The sequence below is a fragment of the Methylobacterium sp. CM6247 genome, from assembly GCF_054817925.1.
The window spans coordinates 1,711,191-1,734,053 of sequence record NZ_JBTXKX010000003.1 but is presented as its reverse complement, the minus strand read 5'-3'; the positions used below and the strand labels follow the sequence as shown (position 1 = coordinate 1,734,053).

The 22,863-nt window shown below is 68.0% G+C and carries 18 protein-coding genes and 1 riboswitch; of the genes, 9 read left to right on the top strand and 9 right to left on the bottom strand.

Translation table 11 applies throughout. The features are described 5' to 3' along the window. Positions 1-121: 121 nt before the first annotated feature. Positions 122-1,387, top strand: a complete 1,266-nt coding sequence (locus tag ACYQOP_RS08955; RefSeq protein WP_461222137.1) for a D-amino acid dehydrogenase — start codon at positions 122-124, stop codon at positions 1,385-1,387. A 52-nt stretch (positions 1,388-1,439) separates the two neighbouring features. Here the strand turns inward: ACYQOP_RS08955 and thiC are convergent, their stop codons facing one another. After that, complete coding sequence (thiC, locus tag ACYQOP_RS08950) at positions 1,440-3,347, bottom strand: phosphomethylpyrimidine synthase ThiC (protein ID WP_056141096.1); 1,908 nt, start codon at positions 3,345-3,347, stop codon at positions 1,440-1,442. A gap of 85 nt (positions 3,348-3,432) precedes the next feature. After that, positions 3,433-3,539, bottom strand: a riboswitch (TPP riboswitch). Positions 3,540-3,809: 270 nt separating this feature from the next. On the opposite strand from thiC, the gene ACYQOP_RS08945 reads away from it, so the two are divergent. Both ACYQOP_RS08945 and ACYQOP_RS08940 read left to right on the top strand, forming a co-directional pair. Further along, positions 3,810-4,490 carry a BA14K family protein gene (locus tag ACYQOP_RS08945; protein ID WP_461222135.1) on the top strand — a complete coding sequence of 227 codons (681 nt, stop codon included), beginning with the start codon at positions 3,810-3,812 and terminating at the stop codon, positions 4,488-4,490. Between the two features lie 216 nt (positions 4,491-4,706). Continuing rightward, positions 4,707-5,234: a DUF2721 domain-containing protein gene (locus ACYQOP_RS08940; RefSeq protein WP_461222134.1), complete on the top strand. Its 528-nt coding sequence runs from the start codon at positions 4,707-4,709 to the stop codon at positions 5,232-5,234. A 201-nt stretch (positions 5,235-5,435) separates the two neighbouring features. Here ACYQOP_RS08940 and ACYQOP_RS08935 read toward each other — a convergent pair whose 3' ends face one another. Further along, positions 5,436-5,879, bottom strand: coding sequence for a protein tyrosine phosphatase family protein (locus tag ACYQOP_RS08935; RefSeq protein WP_461222133.1), 444 nt, complete (start codon positions 5,877-5,879; stop codon positions 5,436-5,438). A 172-nt stretch (positions 5,880-6,051) separates the two neighbouring features. On the opposite strand from ACYQOP_RS08935, the gene ACYQOP_RS08930 reads away from it, so the two are divergent. Next, on the top strand, positions 6,052-6,561 hold the full coding sequence (locus tag ACYQOP_RS08930) for a DUF533 domain-containing protein (RefSeq protein ID WP_056423228.1): 510 nt from the start codon (positions 6,052-6,054) through the stop codon (positions 6,559-6,561). 55 nt (positions 6,562-6,616) lie between these two features. Here ACYQOP_RS08930 and ACYQOP_RS08925 read toward each other — a convergent pair whose 3' ends face one another. The 5 genes from ACYQOP_RS08925 to ACYQOP_RS08905 all read right to left on the bottom strand — a co-directional run bounded on the left by ACYQOP_RS08925 (position 6,617) and on the right by ACYQOP_RS08905 (position 12,425). Beyond that, positions 6,617-7,234: a GNAT family N-acetyltransferase gene (locus ACYQOP_RS08925; RefSeq protein WP_461222132.1), complete on the bottom strand. Its 618-nt coding sequence runs from the start codon at positions 7,232-7,234 to the stop codon at positions 6,617-6,619. Beyond that, on the bottom strand, positions 7,231-9,576 hold the full coding sequence (locus tag ACYQOP_RS08920; protein ID WP_207414111.1) for an Orn/Lys/Arg family decarboxylase: 2,346 nt from the start codon (positions 9,574-9,576) through the stop codon (positions 7,231-7,233). The genes ACYQOP_RS08925 and ACYQOP_RS08920 overlap by 4 nt, the downstream gene beginning before the upstream one ends. Positions 9,577-9,637: 61 nt before the next feature. Continuing rightward, on the bottom strand, positions 9,638-10,666 hold the full coding sequence (locus ACYQOP_RS08915) for a CorA family divalent cation transporter (protein WP_461222130.1): 1,029 nt from the start codon (positions 10,664-10,666) through the stop codon (positions 9,638-9,640). Positions 10,667-11,232: 566 nt separating this feature from the next. Next, positions 11,233-11,898, bottom strand: a complete 666-nt coding sequence (locus ACYQOP_RS08910; RefSeq protein ID WP_461222129.1) for a M10 family metallopeptidase C-terminal domain-containing protein — start codon at positions 11,896-11,898, stop codon at positions 11,233-11,235. 332 nt (positions 11,899-12,230) lie between these two features. Then, a complete protein-coding gene (locus ACYQOP_RS08905; RefSeq protein WP_056422192.1) occupies positions 12,231-12,425 on the bottom strand; it encodes a hypothetical protein in 195 nt (64 codons plus the stop codon). Between the two features lie 578 nt (positions 12,426-13,003). On the opposite strand from ACYQOP_RS08905, the gene ACYQOP_RS08900 reads away from it, so the two are divergent. The 5 genes from ACYQOP_RS08900 (at position 13,004) to ACYQOP_RS08880 (ending at position 20,712) form a co-directional block, all read left to right on the top strand. Then, positions 13,004-14,359, top strand: a complete 1,356-nt coding sequence (locus ACYQOP_RS08900) for an SWIM zinc finger family protein (RefSeq protein WP_461222128.1) — start codon at positions 13,004-13,006, stop codon at positions 14,357-14,359. Next, entirely contained in the window at positions 14,359-15,906 is a 1,548-nt protein-coding gene (locus tag ACYQOP_RS08895; RefSeq protein WP_461222127.1) for a DUF5691 domain-containing protein, read from the top strand. Before ACYQOP_RS08900 ends, ACYQOP_RS08895 begins: the two co-directional genes overlap by 1 nt. 3 nt (positions 15,907-15,909) lie before the next feature. Beyond that, on the top strand, positions 15,910-17,010 hold the full coding sequence (locus ACYQOP_RS08890) for an ATP-binding protein (protein ID WP_461222126.1): 1,101 nt from the start codon (positions 15,910-15,912) through the stop codon (positions 17,008-17,010). 226 nt (positions 17,011-17,236) lie between these two features. Continuing rightward, positions 17,237-19,555: a DUF5682 family protein gene (locus tag ACYQOP_RS08885; RefSeq protein ID WP_461222125.1), complete on the top strand. Its 2,319-nt coding sequence runs from the start codon at positions 17,237-17,239 to the stop codon at positions 19,553-19,555. Then, positions 19,552-20,712: a VWA domain-containing protein gene (locus tag ACYQOP_RS08880; RefSeq protein WP_461222124.1), complete on the top strand. Its 1,161-nt coding sequence runs from the start codon at positions 19,552-19,554 to the stop codon at positions 20,710-20,712. The genes ACYQOP_RS08885 and ACYQOP_RS08880 overlap by 4 nt, the downstream gene beginning before the upstream one ends. A 300-nt stretch (positions 20,713-21,012) precedes the next feature. On the opposite strand, the gene ACYQOP_RS08875 is transcribed toward ACYQOP_RS08880, so the two are convergent. Both ACYQOP_RS08875 and ACYQOP_RS08870 read right to left on the bottom strand, forming a co-directional pair. Further along, a complete protein-coding gene (locus ACYQOP_RS08875) occupies positions 21,013-21,639 on the bottom strand; it encodes a beta-class carbonic anhydrase (protein ID WP_461222123.1) in 627 nt (208 codons plus the stop codon). A gap of 160 nt (positions 21,640-21,799) precedes the next feature. After that, positions 21,800-22,861 carry an isopenicillin N synthase family dioxygenase gene (locus ACYQOP_RS08870; RefSeq protein WP_461222122.1) on the bottom strand — a complete coding sequence of 354 codons (1,062 nt, stop codon included), beginning with the start codon at positions 22,859-22,861 and terminating at the stop codon, positions 21,800-21,802. Between the last annotated feature and the right edge of the window lie 2 nt (positions 22,862-22,863).

Here is a 22,863-nt window from a genome sequence, read left to right as displayed (position 1 = left end):
TGAAACCTGCGACACGCCATAGGGACTGAGCGAGGTGACGTGTTGGCCCGCCAATGCGAACCCGCTCGGGGCGACAAGCTCATTCCGGACCCTAACCCCGACCCTCTACGGAACGCCGACCATGCATGTCCTGATCCTCGGTGGCGGTGTCGTCGGCGTCACTTCGGCCTATTACCTGGCCAAAGCCGGCCATCGGGTCACCGTGCTGGAGCGCCAGCCGGCGGCGGGGCTCGAGACGAGTTTCGCCAATGCCGGCCAGGTCTCGCCGGGATATTCGGCACCCTGGGCGGCGCCCGGCATTCCCCTCAAGGCGATGAAGTGGCTGATGATGCGCCACCGGCCCCTCGTGGTCTGGCCGAGCTTCGAGCCGCGTTTCTACGGCTGGCTTGCCCGGATGCTGGCGAATTGCACGGAGGAAGCCTACCAGCGCAACAAGGGCCGGATGGTGCGTCTGGCCGAATACAGCCGCGACGTGCTGCGCGACCTGCGCGCCGAGACCGGCATCGCCTACGACCATCGCGAGCAGGGCACGCTCCAGCTGTTTCGGACCGCCAAGCAACTCGATCATGTCGGCGACGACACCCATGTCCTCGATGCTTACGGCGTTCCCTACGCGGTGCTGGACCCTGCCGGCTGCATCATGGCCGAGCCGGCCCTGGCGCGGGTGGCCGGGACCTTCGTCGGCGGCCTGCGGCTCCCCGGCGACGAGACCGGCGACGCCCACCTCTTCACCCAGCGGCTCGCCGCACTCTGCGAAGACCTCGGTGTGGTCTTCCGCTACGGCACGGCCATCACAGGCCTGCGCAGCGAAGGCGACCGGATCAGCGGCGTGGCGACGGCAGCGGGCGAGGTGCTGACCGCCGACGCCTATGTGGCGGCCATGGGCAGCTACACCCCGGCTCTGCTCCGGCCCTTCGGCATCGACCTGCCGATCTATCCGGTGAAGGGGTATTCCCTCACCCTGCCGGTCACCAATATCGACGCCGCCCCGGTCTCGACGGTGATGGACGAGACCTACAAGGTCGCGATCACCCGGCTCGGCGACCGCATCCGGGTCGGCGGCACCGCCGAGCTCGCCGGTTTCAGCGCGGTCCTGCGGGGACCGCGCCGGGAAACCCTAGTCCGCTCCGTCGGTGATCTGTTCCCGGCGGGCGGCGATCTCTCGCAGGCCACGTTCTGGACCGGCCTGCGGCCGATGACGCCGGACGGCACGCCCATCGTCGGCGGAACGCGCCTGTCGAACCTCTACACTAATACCGGCCACGGCACCCTGGGCTGGACCATGGCCTGCGGCTCGGGCCGGGTGCTGGCCGATCTTATCTCCGGCCGCACGCCGGACATCGCCACCCCGGACCTCGCCGTCAGCCGCTACGCACGCGGAGCCTGACAACGGGGTAATGCCCTCTCGCGCCGGGCGCGAGAGGGTGAGGCGAGGCGGCCTATTCGGCCGCGTCGACGTAGAGCTTGCCGCCCTCGGCCTGGAACTCGGCGGATTTGGCCGCCATTCCCGCCTCGCGTTCGGCCTGGCTCATGGGCGTCGCCTCGCCCAACACCTGACCTGCCGCCTCCATCGCCAGCACCTCGGCGCGCAGATCCTGCGTGATCTTCATCGAGCAGAATTTGGGGCCGCACATCGAGCAGAAATGCGCGACCTTGTGGGCGTCCTTTGGCAGGGTCTCGTCGTGGTAGGCGCGCGCCGTGTCGGGATCGAGCGACAGGTTGAACTGGTCCTCCCAGCGGAAGTCGAACCGGGCGCGTGACAGGGCGTCGTCGCGCAGCTGCGCCGCCGGATGGCCCTTGGCGAGATCGGCGGCATGGGCCGCGATCTTGTAGGTGATGACGCCTTCCTTGACGTCGTCGCGGTTGGGCAGGCCGAGATGCTCCTTCGGGGTGACGTAGCAGAGCATGGCGCAGCCGAACCAGCCGATCATGGCGGCGCCGATGCCCGACGTGATGTGGTCGTAGCCCGGTGCGATATCGGTGGTCAGCGGGCCGAGGGTGTAGAACGGCGCCTCGCCGCACTCCTCCAGCTGCTTTTCCATGTTCACCTTGATCTTGTGCATCGGCACGTGGCCGGGGCCCTCGATCATGGTCTGGCAGCCCTTGTCCCAGGCGATCTTCGTCAGCTCGCCGAGGGTCTCGAGTTCCGCAAACTGCGCCGCGTCGTTGGCATCCGCGATGGAGCCAGGGCGCAGGCCGTCGCCCAGCGAGAACGAGACGTCGTAGGCCCTCATGATGTCGCAGATCTCGTCGAACCGCTCGTAGAGGAACGATTCCCGGTGACCGGCGAGGCACCAGCGCGCCATGATCGAGCCGCCTCGGCTGACAATGCCGGTGACCCGGCGCGCGGTGAGCGGCACATGGGCGAGGCGGACGCCCGCATGGATGGTGAAGTAATCGATGCCCTGCTCGGCCTGCTCGATGAGGGTATCCTTGAAGACCTCCCAGTCGAGCTTCAGCGGATCGCCGCCGACCTTCTCCAGCGCCTGGTAGATCGGCACGGTGCCGATGGGCACGGGCGAGTTGCGCACGATCCACGAGCGGATGTTGTGGATGTTTCGACCAGTGGAGAGGTCCATCACCGTGTCGGCGCCCCAGCGGGTCGCCCAGACCAGTTTCTCCACCTCTTCCGCTGCCGACGAGGTCACGGCCGAATTGCCGATATTGGCGTTGATCTTGACGAGGAAGTTGCGGCCGATCGCCATCGGCTCCACCTCGGGGTGGTTGATGTTGGCCGGGATGATGGCGCGGCCGCGCGCCACCTCGTCGCGCACGAATTCGGGGGTGATGAAAGCGGGGAGCGAGGCACCGAAGCTGTTGCCGTCGGCCAGCGCGGTCTGCGCGCCTTCCAGCATCGTCTCGCGGGCGAGGTTTTCGCGGTGGGCGACGTAGATCATCTCCTCGGTGATGATCCCGGCTTTGGCGAACTCGTACTGCGTCACCATCTGGCCGGGGCCGGCCTTGCGGATCTGGCGCGTCGCCGGACAGGGGGCGACGAGCTTGTCCTCCGGCACGAAGCCGTTGTCCTCGGGCTTGACCGCGCGCGGCGTGATCGTGGCATAGCCGCGCTTGGCGATCCACGGGTCGCGCAGCAGGGGCAGGCCGGCATTCAGGTCGATCCGGGCATCGGTCTCGGTATAGGGGCCAGACGGATCGTAGACCCGCACCGGCGCCTCCTTCGGATCACTCAACGTGACCTCGCGGAACGGCACCCGGATGTCGTCACGGCCAGCCACGCTCGCATAGACCTTGCGCGAGCCCATGATCGGGCCGGTGGTCACCGCTTGCGGCTGCCCCTTGGCGGGTTCTTGTCCGGAAAGGTCTTTGGGAAGGACGGGTGCGTTCATATCGGATTCGCTCCTGGCGTGGGAGGCGATCCGGTTCGCAACGGTACGTCAGGACGACGGGCACCCGCTCGTTTGGAGCAGACAACCCAAGCGTAGTTCCCGTCCCTCCGCCGGTATGAGCCGGATCAGGTTCAAGGGTCAGGGCTGCGGCCCTATCTCAGCCCCCTGAACGGGGCCCCCCTCGGAACGATTCGAAAGTCTGCGTTCGCTGCGCCTTTGTCAATCGTCGGGAGGAACATCCTCGCCGAAGTGAATCGTCGCTCGCCGTGCCGACCGGATCGCGGGTCTTTCGATCCAGGCTTTTATCCGTCCGTTGACCGTGGTCTCGGATTTAATCCGCGAGGACTGATCTTTATTGGCGTGACTTTCGCCGGACGTTAAAACGGCCGCACACAATGGAGCCATCCCGATCTGCAACGCGTTGTCGATCCTAATGTCCCTTGACGATCAGGCTGGTGTTCCATGAACAAGCTTATTCTCGCATCCGCCGCCTTTCTTGGCGCGGTCGCATTCCTTCCGGCAACGGCTGACGCCCGTGAGGGCGGTGGACTGGGTGCCTTCGGTGGCGGTGGCGGTGGTATGAGCCGTGGCGGTGGTGGTGGCGGTATGAGCCGCGGCGGCGGCGGAGGCGGACTCGGTGCCTTTGGCGGCGGTGGAGGTATGAGCCGCGGTGGCGGTGGCGGTGGCGGTCTCGGCGCCTTCGGTGGTGGCGGCGGTCAGGGAATGGGCGGTGGACGCGGGCACGGCGGTATCGCCCAAGGGTCGAATGTCGGCGGCGGTGGTTTCCACCGGGGCGGCGGCTTCAGCCGAGGCGGGTACGGTTACAACCGCGGCTATGGCTACAACCGCGGCTATGGCCGGGGCTACGGCTATGGCGGGCTCGGCCTCGGACTGGGCCTCGGTCTGGCGGGCGCCGGGATCGGCTATGGCTATGGCAGCGGGTACTACGGCAACGGCTACGACAACGGATATTACGGCGGCGGCTATGCCCCGGCCTATTATGGTGGCGCCGTCGAGGTTCAGCAGGATGTCGGCGGGTCCGATCAGGATGTGGCCTACTGCATCCAGCGCTTCCGCTCCTACGATCAGCGGTCGGGCACCTATCTCGGCAATGACGGCCTGCGTCATCGCTGCCCGCAGTAAGGCCCATCGTCCGGGCGCGATCGCCTGAACCTCATCAATTCGAGAAGCCCCGCAGCCCCCGCCGCGGGGCTTCGTCGCGTTCGGGGGGAAGCCGTTCGCTCGGCAGGGGAGGGACGACGTGGAAGCCCAAGGCCCTGTCCCCGGCATCCTGAACCCGTGTCCACGTCCGAAACGGCGCATCTTCCGGTGCCGGGCGGCATGGCGTAACGCCCTGTCATGATGGCTTCCAGTCCTCTCCTCGCTCCCGACGACATCGCCCATGTCATTCAGATCGCGCTCGCGCCCGCCTTCCTGCTGACGGCGCTGGCAACGCTGCTCAACGTTTTCTCCACGCGCCTCGGGCGGGTGGCCGACCGGGTTGATGACGCCGCCGACCGGTTGCAGAAGGCGGATGCGGACGAAGCCGCCCACCTGTCGTATCAGCTGGCCTATCTGCGCCGGCGCTCCTTCATGCTCGACGTGGCGGTGGTCCTCGCCTCGCTCGGCAGCATCATGACCGGCATCGCGGTGTTGACGCTGTTCGTGGGGGCCTTGCGCGATGCCGCCACGGCCTCCGTCCTGTTCGGCTGCTTCGGAATCGCCCTGGTCTGCACGGTGGCGGCCATCGTCGCCTTCCTCATCGAGATCCTGATGGCGGGTCGCCGCGTCCGGGACGAAGTCGACCGCCAGACGGTGGAGGCCTCGGACCGTAAAGCGGGCGGACCCGAGATCCCCCACCGGTCACCTCGACCGGGGCGGTCCTGACTAAGTGTCTCTCACAAAACTCCCGCTGCGCTGTCGTGCCTGGAGCGAGAACCGGCCGTGATGGGGAGTTTTGTGAGGCAAGCTAAGCAGATTCAGCAAAAGTGGTCACCGGTTTTGCGTTCAAAAACCTGCGACGTGTCAAAGACCTAAGCGAGGTGAAGCGTTGGCTTGCCAATGCGAACCTGCTTAGGGCCGGCGACCTCACGCCTCGGCGGGCGCGTCGCCGTGCGTGTCGAGCCAGCGCACGGCGCCGCTGAGGTCGAAGCCCCGCTCCCGGCCATAGGCCAGGAGGTCCTCGCGGCGCAGACGCCCCGCCAGCACTTCGGACAAGGCCCACAGGGTGAGCGAGCGCGTGCCGCCGCGGCAGTGGGCGAGGACCGGGCCGGGTGCGCCCTCCACGGCCTCGCGGAACCGCGCGATGTCCTCACGGGTGATGCCGGGGCCGGTGACGGGAAGGTGGAGATAGGCGAGACCCGCCGCCTCGGCCGCCGCCGCTTCGGCCTCGCTGCCCAACTGGCCCGGCTCCTCGCCTTCGGGGCGGTTGTTGATGAGTAGGGCAAAGCCCTTCGTGGACAGGTCCGCGATCTCCGCCTCGTTCGGCTGGCCGGAGACCGACAGGCGGGGCTCGATGGGGGTGATCGTCATGTGGCCTCTCTCGTTGGCTGCCTTCGGGCCGTGCGGCTTCCGCTTGCCGGGGGAGGGCGCTCTGCCGGGGGCAAACGGGGCATGTTCATTCCACCGCACGGCCCGCCTTGAACCCGGGATGGGTCTCGTCCGTTTCCGGTCTGATCCTCAACCCGCCTTCAGGATGACCACCATGGCCGATGCAAGACAGATCGTCGACGCGCTCGTGCGCTCACGCAAGGGCGGGATCGCCGCCACGGCCGCCCTCGGTGGGCTCGCCCTCGTCGCGGGCCTGGCCCTTCGAGCACTCCGTCCTTCCCATGAGCCCGAAACTCCCGATCTCAGCCAAGTCGGCGAGGACGAGGCCCGCATCATGCTGCGCGCCATGGTGGCCGCGACCTTGGCCGACGGCATCGTGGACACGCAGGAGCGCCAGCGCCTCGACGAGGCGGTAGAGGCGGCCGGTATTGACAAGGATGGCCGCGCCTGGCTCGAAAAGGAGCTGGCCGACCCGGCCGAGATCGACGAACTCGCCGAACGCGTGGATTCGCCGGAGAAGGGTGCCCGCCTCTATGCGGCAGCGCGTCTGGCCATCGATGCCGATACGCTGCAGGAGCGGGAGTTCCTGAAGCGATTGGCCGAGGCCCTGGACGTCTCGCAGGACGTGGCGGCGAGGGTCGATGCCGGGCTCGAAAATGCCTGACGGAGAGCGATGTCGCGGGAGTTGACGCGCTCCGTACCGGCCCGATGGGGAAGTGCTACTTCCCCATCCATTCGTGCCCGGCCACCAGCGCCTCAACCGATCGGGTCCAGGTGCCGGGCTGGTCGGTGGCGCCGGTGCCGAGTGCCCGCTGGACCATGACGCTGTCGCTCCAGCGGCCGTACTTGTAGCCCACCGCCGGCAACAGGCCGACACGGACGAAGCCGCAGGTCTCGTGGAGCCGCAGGGACGCTTCGTTCTGCGCGTCGATATAGCCGATCATCTGGCGGTAGCCGCCGGCGGCGCAGGCCTCGATCAAAGCCGGCAGCAGGCGTCGCCCGATGCCGGCGTTCAGGTGCTCGTGATGAACGTAGATCGAGTGCTTGAGCGTGTAGCGATAGGCCGGGCGCTTCCGGAACGGGACAGCGTAAGCGTAGCCCGCCACCACCCCATCGCGGTCGGCCACAAGATGCGGCAGACGCCTCTTGCGCATGGCCTTGCGGCGGCGCTTGAGGTCGTCGGGATGGAGCGGATCCGCTTCGAAATCCCCCACATCACCTACGCCCCGCCGAATATGGTGGGCGTAGATTGCCACCATGGCCGGCACGTCCGCATCCGAGGAGGGCCGGATGATGACCCCGGTATCGGAGGCGGCGGGGGGCCCTTCCGGATTCACGGGCGATTCTCGCGCATGACATAGGTGTAGAAGCGGATGGTCCCATCGGGATCGACGTTGCGGAACACGCCCTGAATCTCGGCCTCGAAGCCCGGGAACAGGTTCGCGGAGCGCTCGAACATCTTGAAGTAGTCCAGCATGGGTTTCGCCCGTTCGTCCAGTCGTTCGCCCGGCAGCACCGTGCCGATGCCCGGCGGGTAGACCAGAAGCAAGGTCGTCGCCACGCGACCTTCCGCTTCCGCGATCGGCACGTAATCGACGTTGTTGCGGGTGAGCTGCTGCACCGCCTCCTTCGGAGTCATGACCATCTCGGGCAGGTGGCCGGGTTCGAACTGCTTGCGTTGAAGGGTGCTGGTGCCGTGCTCGCGGTGGAAGGCGTGGAAATCCGCGCAGAGGTCGCGCAGGCGTACGCCCTTGTAGCGGTTCGGCCGGCGCCGGACGAATTCCGGCATGGCATCCTCGAGCGGCACATTCTCGTCATGCAGGCGCTTGAAGGCCACGAGGCCGGAGATGAGCGTGCCGGCCTTGGAGGATTCGACGCCCGGCGTCAGCAGGAAGAGGAGCGAGTTGAGGTCGTTCTTCTCCGGCACGATGCGGTTTTCGCGCAGGTACTGGGCCACGATGGGCGCGGGCACGCCGTGCTCGGCATATTCCCCCGTGCGCCGGTCGAAGCCGGGGGTGAGCACGGTGAGCTTGTTCGGGTCGGTCATGGCGTAGTTCGGCGCCACATGGTTGAAGCCGTGCCAGGCGGCACCGGGGGTCAGCTCCCAGTATTTCGCGTCGCTGGCGAGCTCGTCCGTCGAGACGCTCTCCCACGGCACCTTGCCCTCCGGGCCCTTCACCGTGTCCGGCACGAAGGGGTCGAAGAACCAGCGGCGCAGAGGATCGCCCTCCTTCTCCTCGAATTCGCGGCGGATGGCACGGACCTTCTTGCGCCATTCGATGCCGAGCCGGATCGTGTCGTCCCACAGGACGACGCCCGAGCGGCCCTTCATCATCTGCGCGCCGACATCGAGCGAGGCGAAGAGCGGGTAGAACGGCGAGGTCGAGGCGTGGACGAGGAAGGTCTCGTTGAAGCGCCGGTGCTCGATGCGCCGGGTCTGGCCGCGGATATGGCTGTCCTTGGTGTGGATCTGCGAGGCCTGGGAGAAGCTCGCCAGCTGCTTGTGGGTCGATTGCGTGGCGATGATGCCCGGCGAGGTCTCGTCGAGGCCCTTCAGTCCCATGGCGAAGCGACCGGCGAAGAGCGGGTGGAACTTCATGAAGCCCGCCCAGGCCTCGTCGAAGAGGATGTAGTCACAGAGATGCCCGATCTTCTCGAGGATCATCTGCGCGTTGTAGATGGTGCCGTCATAGGTGCACTGCTCCACCACCGCCACGCGGAACGGGCGCTCGCGCTTCCAGGCTTCCTTGTCGGTGATGAGGGGGTTGGTGCGGATCTTCTCACGGATGGCCGCCTCGTCGAGGGCCTCGTGATACATCGGACCGATCAGGCCGAAGCAGTTGCGGTCGGTCTCCAGGAAGACCGGGACCGCGCCGCCGAGGAACAGGGCGCCGTGATGGGCCGCCTTGTGGTTGTTGCGGTCGAACAGGACGAGGTCGCCCTCCGCCACCAGGGCCGAGAGCACGATCTTGTTGGAGGCCGAGGTGCCGTTGAGGACGAAATAGGTTTTTTCGGCCCCGAAGATGACGGCGGCTTCTTTCTGCGCCTTCAAGGCCGGGCCTTCGTGGACCAGAAGGTCGCCGAGATCGAGCACGGAATTGTCGAGGTCGTCGCGGAACACGGCCTCGCCGAGATGCTCCACGAAGATACGCCCGATCGGCGAGCGGTTGTAGAAGATGCCGCCGTTATGGCCGGGGCAGGTCCAGAGCTGGTTGCCCTGCTCGGCATAGTCCACCAGCGCGCCGAAGAACGGCGTCTTCAGGGTCTCGGCATATTGCTTCACGCGGCTCACCAGGCCGCGGGCGATGTAGTCCGGGGTCTCTTCGGCCAGGAAGATGTAGCCGTCGATGAAGTCGAGCACTTCGACGGGGATGTCCTCCAGGCGCTTGCGACGGACCATGATGACGATGGGCATTTCGAGCCCGCGCTTCCGCATCAGGTTGATGAGGGCCGCCGCCTTGCCGTCGAGGCCGCGCTTGCCCCAATCCACCACCATGCAGCCGATGGCGGCATCGGTCTGGACCGCGATGGCTGCGTCCTCCACGCGGCGGGCGCGGACCACTTCGAAGCCGAGCTTCTCCACAGAGCCGATGATCTGCTGGACGCGCACGCCCTCGAGGTCGTCCGGGTCGAAGTTAGGCGCGCACATGAGCACGGTGAAGCGGCGAAAGAAGTCCATGCGGGGGAAGGCTCCGGTGGTCGGATGAATCGGGGGTGTGTGGGCGCGTTCGCGTTCGGGATCAACCAGGCCGGCCGGCGAGATTGAGCCGGCGGATGACGACATAGACGGCCAGCGCCGCGAGCGCGCCGATGATCAGGGCGATCATGGAGCCGCTGTCGGATTCGGAAAAGAACAGGCCCTTGGTGTTCATGCCGAAGACGCCCGTGACCAGGGTGGGCGGCAGAAACAGGGCCGTGAGGATGGAGAGGGTGAAGAGCTGGCGGTTGGTCAGCGCGGTCGTGCGGGCGGCGATCTCATCCTGGAGAAGCCGGCTGCGCTCGGACAGGACATGCATGTCCCGGTGGAGCGAATCGAGGCGCTGGACCACGCGGGCCGCCATGGCGCCGACGGCTTCCGGCAATTGGTCGCCCTCCATGGCGGCCTCATCCTCGAGCCGGTGGAACACCGCGCGTAAGCCGGCGAGTTGACGGTGGGAGCGCACGGATTGGCGGCGGATCGGTCCCAACGGCCTGGCATCGTCGGCCTTGGCCTCGTCGAGCATGTCGTCCTCGATGGCATCGAGGGAGGAGGACAGGCGATCGGACGTGGCATTGAGCGATGCGATGGTGCTGCCGACGAAGCGCTCCAGCAGCTTTGCCGGGCCGGGAACGAGGGTGCCGGACAGGACCGCGTCGCGGGCGGCGACCGCGCAGGCCGTGGCATGGCGACGGCCACTGACCAGATAGCCTGGACCGAGAACGCAATGGAGGCGGCCGTTCGGCTCTTCGCTCGACGACCCGTCGAAAGCGCGTTCCCGGTCGGCGATGACGAAGCCGGCATGAGGGCCATCGACGACGACACGCTGATGCTCGTCGCGGGCGAAGGTTGCGGCGGCGAGACGGGGCGGGCCGAGGCGTCCCTCAAGGATCAGCGCCTCGGTCCGCGCATCGACGAGATCGACGTGAAGCCAAACGAAGCCGTGTTCCGGGTCACCGAGGGAAGGAAGCTCGTCCCCCAGCGCAACCTGGCGTCCCCGTCCATCCGTGTCGAAGGCGAGGGCGAAGATCAGCCCCGGGAGGGACGATTCCTCAATGAGAAGATGCTGCATAATGCGTTCGCGGCGAACATGGCCGGCAAAATACCGGCTCACTATCGCGCTGGATCGCAAGGCTGGGCGACACTGTGATGACGACGAGGCGCGTCTGCTGCCATCGTATTCTCCCGATGGATCAGACGACTCACAGGGACGGGGCGGAGCGACGACGTCGATGGTCGAGCGGTGATTGGCCATCATGACGTGCATTCGAGAGGGATCGCGCTGAGCGTCACCAGTCGCCTTCGCATCACGGCCGCGTGCGCGACATTCTTCGGCGGGCCGTGCTGGGCCAAGCGCTCGTGGAAGGGCATGCAGTGATGATGAACATCGCCTGTGCTTGCCTGCAGCATCTGCACTTCGCCGAGGTTCGTCGGACTGGGCGGAAAATAACGTCGCGTCGTCCGAGGTCTTCATCGTCGCTATTCGCCTCCAGCGTGCGGCAGGCCGTCGCTGGACATCTCTTCGGTTAGCTTCGTTCCGCCCCGTCCTGCATCCTCATTTCGTAAGACGATTCAGACTACCCTCAAGAAGTAAATTACCGACATATTACTAGATCAGGAGTCCAAATTCCGCCCCACTCAAGGATTCCTTAGCAACATTTCTCGGGATGATACTGTTGCCAAGACCAACATCATCGAACGTGACAAGAGTGTCCGCCCCCCGTTCAACATAGTAAGGTTGATATCCTCGAAGCTGCTCACAAGGGCTGACACGTCGAAATGATCGAAGCCCTTCGCAAAACCATAGACGTTATCCATCCCGAAATTCATTTTGAAAGTGAAGGTATCAGCTCCCCCACCAGCATACAGCTTGTCGTTACCGGTGCCGCCATCGATCACCGTGTCACCCTCGCCGGCCCTGATGATATCGTTCCCCTTTGTCCCCGACACCGTGGCGAAGGTATCCTTGGCGTTCTGCAGGTTGACCGTGGTGCCTGCGGTCACGCCCGACAGATCGAGGGTCAGTGCTCCGCGCACATAGATCGTCTCGATACTCTTGAAGCTTGCGTCGGTGAACGTGAAAGTATCGGGTCCAAGAAGCAGGAGCCTGTCCTGCCCATCTCCCCCGTCGACCAGCGTTGGTGCATTGGTAACTGCCAGCTTATCATTGCCGTCGCCGCCGATCAGTGTATCGGATGCTCCTACTCCCCGGAGGAAATCGTTACCGGCCAAGCCCGTCAGGATATTAATGCCGCTATCACCGATCAGGACGTCTTCGTATCGACTACATGGCCGGCGAGGCACTTTGAGCCCGCGCTCCGCAGACGAATGACGCAGGATGGTGCCCCGCCGACATCGAATGCCATTCAGAATCGGTCATGGCTGCGGAACGCTCGTCCGCTCCGACCCTGGACGATGTCGTTCCGCCGGGCCTCCGGCGGTTCGAACCCGGATCGCCACGAGATCGGGGCCTCTCCCGCGTTGAGGGTCCGAACAGCGTTGAACCGAGGGCCGCGGCAAGGTGCGGGTTGGGCCGGAGCCCGCATGGGGAGAAAGGACATCCGCCGTCGGGAGATCGCCGGGCGGCACCGACAGGATCACCCCCGATCCCTGGACCGGATTTAGCCAGACAGGATCTAACGGTCCCTGTCCGCCTCCAGCTGTTTCATGAGCTCGGCAAGGCGAGGGTCGAGAGGCTCGTCGATCACGGGCTCGTAGAGGGCCTGCAACTCCTCGCCGAGACGCCGCCGGGTGGTCTCGGTCAGCGCGCTGTTGAGATCCCTGGTGCGCGGCCGGGGCCGGGCTGGCTCGCGATAGTCTTCAATGAGCATCGCCACTCCTTCGATAACACAAGAAATGTGAACGCCGGGATCGAAGATAGGTTCATATGTCGCGGTGAACGGGGTTTACCGCCCAAGGGAACGAGCGCGACGGAGATAGGCCCCTGAGTGCGAGAATACCTCCCGGCAGAAGTCAGCGCCTGCGTCGATCAGAAAGTCACAGCGTTGAGACTGCCCACAGAACTTCCGGTCACGGACGGGTTGCGCTCAGACCAGAATGACCCGTCGGGAGATTTTTTTGAGAATACCGAGCCATCGTTTTTACTTCGCAGACGACCATCGAACGAAACTGTAGCTGAGATATCGAGAGCACCTTTCGAGGTCGAGCGACGGCGGCGGGCTTGCTGATCGTTGACGAACGGACACCAGAGCACTGCCATCAGGGAGGACAAATACACCTCTGCGCCGCTTTTCTCATATATCGGCATTTCTGCTGCCTCTTTCTCACAGATGAAGATTTGTTTTATTCTTATTATAAACTTGAAATACAGATTTATGCTTGCGTTGCGGCTCGGGGCGGCTAGGCTCCCTCGAATCATCCAGCTTCGGAATCGCCGTCCCATCGCCATATGAGCCTCACTTCCGCGCAAATCCTCGACCTCGCTCCCGATGCGTCGAGCCGCAAGGCCGGGCAGGATCAGGCGAAGGCGGCCAAGTGGAGCGGGCTCGGGCGGGCAGGCGCCGTCGTCTGGGGCGAGATCAAGGGAAGCGGAGCGAACCCTTATCGCACGGTGGCCGATCTCTCCGGTCCAGCCTCGAAATGCACCTGCCCGAGCCGGAAATTTCCCTGCAAGCACGCAATCGGCCTGATGCTGGTAGATGCCGCCGCGCCGATCTCCGAGGCCGAACCGCCGGATTGGGTCGCCGCCTGGATCCGGGGGCGCGAGAGCCGCGCCGTCTCCGCCGAAACGCGGTCTCAGCAAGCCTCCGCCCCTGTCGACGAGAAGGCGCAGGCCAAGCGCCGTCAGGCCCGCGAGGACAAGGTCTCGGCGGCGCTCGATGAACTCGATCTCTGGCTCGGCGACCTGATGCGGCGCGGTCTCGCGACGGTGCGGCGCGAGCCCTATGCCTTCTGGGACCGCATGGCGGGACGCCTCGTCGATGGACAGGCCCCGGGCCTCGCCCGCAGGGTCCGGGCCATGCCGGGCCTCATCGCGGCCGCGCCCGGCTCTGCCGCGCGTCCGGAGGCGGCCCTTGCCCTCGCCCTCGGCCGCCTGTCCCTGCTGGCCCGGGCCGCCCGGCGTCTGGAACGGCTCACGCCCGGACAGGCAGCGGGCGTCCGCGCGGCCATCGGCTATCCCGTGACCGCCGAGGAGATGGCAGCACGTCCGGGTCTCGTCGACGAGTGGGCCGTCCTCGCGCATGCGGTGGAGGACGAGGACAAGCTCACCGCCCGCACCGTCTGGCTCGCCGGACGGACGAGTGGCGCCATGGCCCAGGTCGTCGATTACGGCACCTCCGGCTCGCCGCTGCCGCCGGTCCCGGCGGCAGGACAGGATTTCTCGGGCGCCCTCGCCTTCCATCCCGGCGATCCGCCGCTCAGGGCCGCGTTTCGCGAGGGGCGCGCCAGTCCGGCATCGGCCGGCGCTCTGCCCGGCGCGACGAGCGTCGCCGAGGCCCTCGACGGGTTCGCCGGGGCCCTGGCGCGGGCGCCGTGGATCGACCGTTGGCCGCTTCGGCTGTCCGGCCTACGCCTCGGACATCTCGCGGATGGCGCCATGGGCGCGGGTGACGCCACCGGCTGTTTGACCCTTGCCGATTCCGCACATGTCCCCCCTCTGATGGCGGTGGCGGCGGGGGGCCATGTCGATCTTTTCGGTCTCTATGACGGGTTCGCGCTCACGCCCCTCGCCATGGTGGCCGGCGGGCATCTCTACGCGGTTCCGGCCCAGGATCCCCGGCCGATCCTGGTGAGGGCGGCCTGATGGGCCTCGACGTCTCCGCCCCCGACGATTGGGAGTCGGCCCTCGTCTCCGCTCTGCTGGGGGCCGACCGCTCCCCCTCCCCTGTCGATCTCGAGACGGTCGCCGGTGCGCTGCCGCGCGCAGAGCCGGGCATGACCCTGCTGGCGCGGGTCGCGGTCGCGGGCATCCACCATCTCGCCGGCAGCGGCTTTCCGCCAGAAGCCTTCACGCCGACGCGCCCTCACGAGGCGAAGGGCCGTCCCTGCCCACCCGAAGCGGCGGCGCGGCTCGGGCTGCTCCTCGCCGCGGGCACGGAGGCGCGGGGCCGCGTGAAGGAGTGGTGCGAGATCGCGGCGGAGCGGGGCATGCGCGCTCCGCCCTGGCTGCTCCCCGCCCTCGCGCCCTACCGGCGCGAGTGGGACGAGACCATCGACGCGGTCGCGGGCGAGGAGCTCGCCTGGCTGGAGGCGGCCTGTTCCGCCCGAGGCGCCGAGGCGGCGATTTCGGCCCCGGATGGCGCTGAAGCGAGCCCGGCCGAGCGCCACGCCGCCTTCGCCGACTTCCGCTTGCGCGATCCCGAAGGAGCCCGCGCCGATCTGGAGGCTGGGTTCCGCGCCGAGAAGGCGGAGATGCGCGAGCGCCTCGTCTACATCCTGGAGATCGGCCTGTCGGAGGCGGATGCGCCCTTCCTCGAAACCTGCCTGGACGATCGCGCGGGCGGCGTGCGCGCGGCAGCGAGAGTCCTGCTACCGCGCCTCACCCACTCGCTCTTCGCCTCCCGCATGGCGGCGAGGGCGCGAACCGCGCTCGTGGTCGAAAGCAGCCGAAAGCTCCTCGGCGGGACGAAACACACTCTGGTGGTGACGCTGCCGGAGGAATCGCCGACGCTCGCGCGGGACGGGATCGAGCCGAACGCCTACGAGCGGAGGCGCGGCGGCGCGAGGGCCGGTCTGCTCGAGAGCGTCATCGCCGCCGCTCCCCTCCACGCCTTCACCGATCATCCGCCGAGGCTCTGGATCGAACTGGCCCTGCGCAGCGAATGGGCGATCCAGATCGTCGATGGTTTTCTCACCGCCGCGCGCCGCGAGCGCGACCTCGACTGGGTACGGACGATGGTGTCGGTGCTGGCCGAGGCGTCGGCCGGGCGCCTCTCCGGCATCGAGCCGGGCGATGCGCTCCGTGAGACCTGGGCCCGCGCCGTGCGGTCGCTCCCCGATGCGGAATGGGAGGCGACGATGGCGCAGCTCCTCGGCAAGGGGGAGATCGATACGATTCTGACCCTGCTGCGACAGGCGCCCTCATCCCTGTCGGAGGCCTTCACGGCGGCCCTCCTCGATTGGCTCGCCTCGGTGACGCGGACCTCGCAATCCGACCGCCAGGACCTCGCCTCCGCTTACCTGCTCACCCGCCTCGCCGAACGGGCCTGGCCCGACGAGGACCACGCGGCATCGGCTGCCGCCATCCTCGCCCGGCTGCCGGACGAGGCCGAGGACAACCTGCGCCGGCAGATCGAGGACTTCGCCGAAACCCTCGCTTTGCGCGCCACCATCAGACGGGAGTTCGCCTGAGGCATGAGCCAGATCAACGGAACCAAGACGACGCAGCTGCGCCGGGCCGCCGAGGATGCCTTCGCCGAGGAGTTGGAGTCGCTGCGCGGCGTCGATGACAGGCCGCGCCCGCCGAACTGGCTGCTCTCGCCGCAGGCGGTCGTCACCTACCTCATGGGCGGGCGGCTCGGCTCCGGTTTCGAGGTCACGCCGAAATACATCGGCGACCGGCGCCTGATGGAGGTGGCGGTGGCGACGCTGGCCACCGACCGGGCGCTCCTTCTTCTCGGTACGCCGGGCACCGCCAAGAGCTGGGTCAGCGAGCATCTGGCCGCCGCGATCTGCGGCACCTCCCGCCTCATCGTGCAGGGCACCGCCGGCACCAGCGAGGAATCCATCCGCTACGGCTGGAACTACGCTCTACTGCTGGCCAAGGGGCCGAGCCGCGAGGCGGTGGTGGCGAGCCCGATCGTGCGCGCCATGGAGGAAGGCAGAATCGCCCGCGTGGAGGAATTGACCCGCATCCCCTCCGAGACGCAGGACAGCTTCATCACGATCCTCTCCGAGAAGACCCTGCCGATCCCGGAACTCAACGAGGAGATCGCAGCCGCGCGGGGCTTCAACCTCATCGCCACCGCCAACAACCGGGATCGCGGCGTCAACGAGTTGTCGAGCGCGTTGAAGCGGCGCTTCAACACCGTGGTGCTGCCCTCGCCGGCCACGATCGAGGCCGAGATCGCCATCGTCGAGACCCGCGTGGCCGCCCTCGGGCGCGCCTTCGAAATCCCAGCCGAACCGCCCGGCGCCGACCAGATCCGCCGCGTCGTCACCGTCTTCCGCGAGTTGCGCGAGGGCGTGACCTCGGACGGCAAGAGCAAGGTCAAGCAGCCGTCCGGCACGCTCTCCACGGCCGAGGCGATCAGCGTCGTCGGCAGCGGGCTGGCGCTGGCCGCGCATTTCGGCAACGGCCACCTCTCGGCCCACGACCTCGTCTCCGGCATCAGTGGCGCGGTGATCAAGGATCCGGTGCAGGACGCCATCGTCTGGCGCGAATATCTCGAGACCGTCGTGAAGGAACGGTCGGAGTGGAAGGACTTCTACCGCGCCGCCCGCGAGAGCGCGTGAGGGCGTTCTCACCCTCCCCCCTCTGCGGGGGAGGGTGTCTGCGGAGCAGGCGGGAGAGGGGGCGACCTCTCCGGAACTGGCGCTCCCCTCTCCCGACCCTCGCTGACGCGAGGGCCACCCTCCCCCGCAGAGGGGGGAGGGAAAGCCCCGCGCGCCATCCACCGCGACACCCCACCCAAGAGTAACGAGCGTGCCATGAGCCTTCGTCCCACCACCCCCGGCCGCGATGCCTGAGGTTCGGATCTTCGGCATCCGCCACCACGGGCCGGGCTCGGCCCGCTCGCTGCGCGCGGCCCTCGATGCGTTCCGGCCCGATTGCCTGCTCATCGAAGGGCCGCCGGATGCAGACGCCCTGATCCCGCTCGTCGCCGATCCGGCGATGACACCGCCGGTGGCGCTGCTCGTCTACCGGGCGGACCGGCCGCAGACCTGCGCCTTCTTCCCCTTCGCGGCCTTCTCGCCCGAATGGGTGGCCATGCGGCATGGCCTCGACCATGGGGCGACCCTGCGTTTCATCGACCTGCCGCACGCGATCCAGCTCGCCGACGGGTTCGAAACGAGGGGGGAGGCGCCCGAAAGCGAGACGGCCCCGGCCGAGCTCGATACGCCTGAGCCCGCCAAGGCGAGCGAGGCGCCCTCCGTCGCCGTTCGGCGCGATCCCCTCGGCGAACTGGCCGAGGTCGCGGGTTTCCCCGATGGCGAGCGCTGGTGGGATGCCTTCGTCGAGAGCCGCACGGGCGAGGATGGCGACGTGTTCGCGGCGATCCAAGAGGCCATGACGGCCCTGCGCGAGGGCGCCGAGACTGCTTCCGGCCAGGACGTCGACGGGGACGCGTTTCGCGAGGAGGTGCGCGAAGCGCATATGCGCACCTGCCTCCGCAAGGCGGCACGAGAGGATTTTACCCGCATCGCCGTGATCTGTGGCGCCTGGCACGCCCCGGCGCTGGCGCGCCACGATGCCAAGGGACAGGTCGGCCTCGATTCGGCGACCCTGAAGGGATTGCCCCGGACAAAGGTCGCCGCGGCCTGGGCGCCGTGGTCATACGAGCGCCTCGCCACAGCCAGCGGCTACCGGGCTGGGGTGCTCTCGCCCGAATGGTACGACACGTTGTGGAACCACGAGGGCCGTGTCGCAGCGCGGTGGCTCGCGCGTGCGGCGGCCCTGCTCCGTGCGGAAGACCTCGATGCCTCTCCGGCCTCCGTGATCGAGGCAACCCGCCTCGCCGAGGCGCTGGCCGGGTTCCGGGGCCGGGCACGCCCCTCCCTCGACGACCTGCACGAGGCAGCGCAGGCGACCCTGTGCTTCGCCGATCCGGCCCCGATGGCCTTGATCCGGCGCAAGCTCGTCATCGGCGAGCGCCTGGGCGCGACCCCGCCGGACAGTCCCGGCACGCCGGTGGAGGCGGATTTCGCCGCGACCTGCAAGAGCCTGCGCCTCAAGCCGGAGGCAGTCGCGGGCGACCTCGTGCTCGACCTGCGCAAGGAGAACGACCTCGCCCGCAGCCATTTCCTCAATCGGCTCCACCTCATCGGCATCCCCTGGGGCCGGCGTCAGCAGGCGCGCGGGCGCGGCACCTTCAAGGAGGCGTGGTTCCTGTCCTGGCAGCCCGAATGGGTGGTGGATCTGGTCGCCGCCTCCGCCGATGGCGGCACGGTGGCCGAGGCCGCCGGCAGCCGGGTGCGCAGGCAGGCCCGCGAGGCGACCCGCGTCGCGGAACTGTCGGGCCTCATCGGCACGCTCCTCGACGCCGATCTCGCCGGAGCCGCGGACGACGTGATCCGCGCCCTCAACGACCGCGCCGCAGTCTCGGCGGACGTGTTCGACCTCATGGAGGCGCTGCCGCCCCTGGCCGAACTGGCGCGCTACGGCTCGGTACGCTCTTCGGACACGGGGCCGGTGCTGGGCGTGGTGCGCGGACTCGTGCCCCGCGCCGCCGCAGGACTGACGGCGGCCTGCCAGAGCCTCGACGACGATGCAGCGAGCGCCGCCAAGGCGCGGATCGTCGGCGTCCATGCCGCGATCTCGCTGTTGGAGGAGCCCGACCTGAAGGCGGTCTGGCAGGAGGCGCTTCATGGCCTGGCCGATCAGAGCCAGGTGCATGGCCGCGTCGTCGGACGGGCCGTACGGCTGCTGTTCGACGACCGGGCCCTCGATGCGGAGCAGGCCGGGGACCGGCTTCGCCTCGCTTTGTCCCGCGCCTCAGGCACGGTGGCGGCCGCCGCCTGGATCGAGGGGTTTCTGGAGGAGAGCGGCACGGTCCTGATTCACGGCGGCACCCTCCTTGCGGTCCTCGACGAATGGCTCGCTGGCCTCGACGGGACGCTCTTTGCCGAATTGCTGCCCCTCCTGCGACGCACCTTCGCGACGATCTCGCAGGGCGAGCGACGCGCCATCGGCGAGGCTTTGAACCGCCATGGGACGGGTGTTTCCGAGGGAGAGGAATCGGGCCGCATCCTCGATGCCGAACGCGCCGCCAGGGTGCTGCCGATCCTGCGCCTTCTCCTGGCGCCGAGTGGGGACGAGACGACGGAGGACACGCCATGAGCGACACCGAGCGCCTGCGCCGCTGGCGCCTCGTCCTCGGCGGGGGCGCGGCGGACGGCACCGGCTGCGGCCTGTCGGGCCGCGATGTCGGCATCGACCGGGCGCTCGGCGCCCTTTACGATTCCGACCGGAAGGGCGGGCTCGGTGCCTCGTCCCCCTCCGTGCCGCGCTGGCTCGGCGACATCCGCGATTATTTCCCGGCCTCCGTGGTGCAGGTGATGCAGCGCGACGCCTTCGAGCGCCTCGACCTCAAGCGCATGCTCACCGAGCCCGAGATGCTGGAGGCGGTGGTCCCCGACGTCGCCCTCGTCTCGACCCTCATCTCCATGCGCGGGTTGCTCGGCGGCAAGACCAAGGACACCGCCCGCCTCGTGGTGCGCAAGGTCGTGGACGCTCTGATGCGCAAGCTCGAAGAGCCCCTGCGTCAGGCGGTGACCGGGGCCATCGATCGCGCCAGCGTGAACCGGCGCCCGCGCCATGCGGAGATCGACTGGAACCGGACCATTCGGGCCAACCTGCGCCATTACCAGGCCGAATACCGCACCATCATCCCCGAGACCCGGTTCGGCCATGGCCGGCGCCAGCGCGCCAGCCTCAAGGACGTGATCCTGTGCATCGACCAATCCGGCTCGATGGCGAGTTCGGTGGTGTATTCGAGCATCTTCGGCGCGGTGATGGCCTCGCTCCCGGCGGTGACCACCCGGCTCGTGGTGTTCGACACCGAGGTGGTGGACCTCTCCGACGAGTTGGAAGACCCGGTGGAGGTGCTGTTCTCGGTCCAGCTCGGCGGCGGCACCGACATCAACCGGGCGATGGGCTATTGCGAATCCCGCATCACCCGCCCCGAGGACACGATCCTGGTCCTGATCTCGGACCTCCACGAGGGCGGCGTCGAGGCCGGGCTCCTGGCGCGCGCGCAGCGGATGATGGCCTCGGGCGTGCAGGTGGTGGCGCTGCTGGCCCTGTCGGACGAGGGCGCGCCGTCCTACGACCGGGCGCTGGCGGGCCGGCTCGCCGCCTTGGGCGTGCCCGCTTTCGCCTGCACGCCGGACCTGTTCCCCGACTTGATGGCGGCGGCGATCCGGAAATCCGACCTCACGGCCTGGGCCGCCTCGGCCGGCATCGCGGCGATCCCCGCGGCGGGCCCGCCCGGCTGAGAGCCTGTTTGAGTTGTTGTCCAAGGCGTTACCTCAAGATGAGGAGGTCTGCTTCGATGATCGACTTTGGCAGACGATCGACTTTGGCATGAGCATCCGCTGAGACATCCGATCAAAGAAAGGCTCTGAGCGGGACGCATCTAATCCGAAGCTGTTTCGTCGGCCGACACCTCGGCCGGGAGCCTGGTTCGCTCGCGAAGCAGGGCCGGGTGGAACGCCCTCGCCCTCCGCAGCCTGCGTTTCAGCATCCGGCGGGAGCGGGAGCGGATCGGCCACAAGGCACGTCTCATAGAGTTCTCCCTACCCGAGATGGAGCGGCGGCGTGGGCCGGCCGGCTTGGCTGGCTGCGGCGATCTCGTTCAGGCGCCCCGTGGCGACGTCGTAGACGAAACCGAAGATCGGGATGCGGCTCGGCACGAGGGGATGCGCGCGGATGCGCCGGACGTCCGAGGTGACGGCATGGCTCCGCTCGGGGATGGTCAGCCAGTCGATGGCGTAGCCAGCCGGCGAGCCGCCGCCATGATGCGGGTTCGACCAGACCGTGCCGTCGAAGCTCGCGGTGTCGAGACTGTCGGCGAGGAGGTCGCCGATCACGGCATCGATGAACAGCTCCATCCCGCAATCGGTGTGGTGGATCACGAAGAACGCCTCGGTGCCGAGGAGCTTGTGCGAGATCACCAGGGAGCGGATGGCGTCGTCGCTGGCCCGCCCGCCGGCATTGCGGATGACGTGGGCGTCGCCTTCCCCGAGGCCGGCATATTTCGCCGGATCGAGGCGCGCGTCCATGCAGGTCAGGATGGCGAAGCGGCGGGCCGGCGGAAGGGCGAGGTCGCCCTTGTCGAAGCTCTCCGCGTAGCGGTCGTTGGCCGCGCGGATGTCTCGATAGGCCTGTGGCTCCGGGTCGGAGACGGCGATGTCGGCTGCCATGGAGGGGAAACCTCGGTGAGGAAGGTGGCGTGGCTGAACATGGCGGCGACACCGCCGAGATGAGCGGCGTCAGGGGTGCCGGGCGGACTATCGCCGTGCCAGGGCGGACCGCGCAGGAACGCGTTCAGCAGGTCGGAGATCACACGCCGGGGGCCGCCAATCATGCGCCCCCCGTCACGGCGAGGTCGCCGTAGAACCGCGCCGCCACGTCGGGATGGGAGCGCAGGCGGCCCTTGAGGTAGTTGCGGCCAACCTCGTGGAAGAGCGGGTTGTCGGGGTCGCTCGCCGGGCCGCGCGCCTCTGCGGCGAGGTCGGGCGGCAAATCGAGCAAGGGAACGGTGGCGTCGTGGCGGGCGCCGAGGAAGAACGCGACCGAGAGGCGGTCGCGCCCCGCCGGCGGGGTGACGACCCGGTGGATCGTGGCCCGCAGGTAGCCGTTGGAGGCGAGTTCGAGGAGTTCGCCGATATTGACGACGAAGCTCCTCTCCACCGGCTCGGCCGCGATCCAGCCGTCCGGCCCCTCGACTTCGAGACCGCTCTGCCCGTCCTGGACCAGCAGGGTGAGGAAGCCGCTATCCTTGTGGGCGCCGACGCCCTGCTCTCCCTGCGTGGCCTCCCGGCCGGGATAGCGGATGATCTTGATGTGCTGGTTGGGCGCGCCCTGGTAGATCGGGGCGAACACGTCCTCGGGCTGGCCCAAGGCGAGGGCGAAGGCGCGCAGCAGGCGGATGCCGAGCTGCGTCACCGCCGCCTGCCAGCGCAGCAGGCCGACGCGGAGTTCGGGCAGGCCGACCTGCCATTGGTTGGGGCCCTGCAGACGGCTCCAGGGGGGCGAGGCTGCGGTTTGCGGAAGGGCTTCGCGCTCGGCGCCGACATCGAACTGCTCGCGCCAATCCGGTGCGCCGCGCGTGATCTCGCGGCCGGCCGCCGTGTAGCCGCGAAAATGCGGCGAGCGCACCATGGCCACGGCCTGTTTCTCCGGGAGAGGCAGGGCGAAGAAGCGCCGGGCCAGGGCCTGGACCTGCGCGATCTCCGCCGCCGGAATGCCGTGGCCGACGAGGTGGAAGAAACCGACATCGCGGGCGGCGTCACGCAGTTCGACCAGGAAGGCCTCCCGCTCGGCCGGTCCGGTATCCAGCCGGCGCAGGTCGAGACGGGGGATCGAGGCGGCGGAAGCAGAGGATTCCGGTGCCGCCCACGAAGCCAGCGGGGAAGCCGCCATGG